1 pseudogene is annotated in these 1,156 nt (G+C 40.1%); it reads right to left on the reverse strand.

The window, feature by feature from the left end:
* A pseudogene (locus B8977_RS15150) lies at positions 1–1,156 on the reverse strand (hypothetical protein); the annotation flags it as partial.

Consider the following 1,156-nt stretch of genomic DNA (forward strand, 5'->3'; position numbering starts at 1 on the left):
ATCGTAATTGTGTTTTCCGTCGTTTTGATCTCCGTAATGGTCGGCGGCGTCGAAAACCTGACTTCTATGTTTCTGCTCAAATCACAGGGAACGCCATTGATCTGAACCGTTAAGGTGTAAATTCCTTCTTGGGTAAAGGTAACCTCTTGCGTGGTGCTGATGATCTGGTTGTTTTGATTTTTCCATTCATAGCTGTCAAAGCCGTCAGGTGCCGAATATGTAAAACTGTCGCCTTCGCAGATGATGAGTTCTTCCTCCAGGTCCATCTCCGGATGAGGGTACACGGTGACCGTGTGCTGATACTCTTGTGAACATTGTCCTTCATTTGGGGTAAATGTGTAAGTGGTTGTGCCTTGTAAATTGGTGTTGATCTGACTCGGAAACCAGGTTCCATTTATTCCGTTTTCTGAAATATTTGGAAGTAATTCTGCCATTGAATTCAAACAATAATTTTGAATTAAATCATCAAATTCAGGCATGATGATTTCAACGATTGTGATGGTTTTTGTAATGGTTTCTGCACATTCCAAATCAGGCGTGAAAGTGTAAGTTGTTGTTCCTAAATTTGATGTATTAATCGTTGCTGGAAACCAGGTTCCTGTTACTCCATTTTCAGATGTTGTTGGTAAAATTATTTCTTCTGAATTTAAACAATATTGGGTTTGGATGTTGAATGTGGGCGTGATTTCATCCAAAACAGTTATTTCCAAAATGAATTCTTCGCCACAAATTCCATCCGGAGTGAAAGTATAAATTTGGGTTCCCGCTGTGGTGGTATCAATTTGAGCTGGAAACCAGGTGCCCGGAATCCCATTGTCAGAAACGTTTTCAAGTGCCTGGGGAATTACCCCTAAACAATATTCTTGTTGTAAATCAAATGCAGGAATTAAAGTTTCAAATATTTCTATCGAAAGCAGAATTGATTCAGCACATTGTTCTTCATCAGGTATAAATGTAAAATTCTGAATCCCGGCAACTGAAGTGTCGATTTGATTGGGAGTCCAGATGCCGGTGATGTCGTTGTCAGACTGCGTTGGAAGTGTGATCAATTCGTCATTTTGACAATATTCTGATTCTAAATCAAATATTGGTTCGATCGAGTCTGTAACTTCGATCTCCAGAGTAAATTCTTCCGCGCATTGATCCGGATCAGGTG

It is taken from the genome of Moheibacter sediminis (genome assembly GCF_900176425.1).
Taxonomy (GTDB): Bacteria; Bacteroidota; Bacteroidia; order Flavobacteriales; family Weeksellaceae; genus Moheibacter; species Moheibacter sediminis.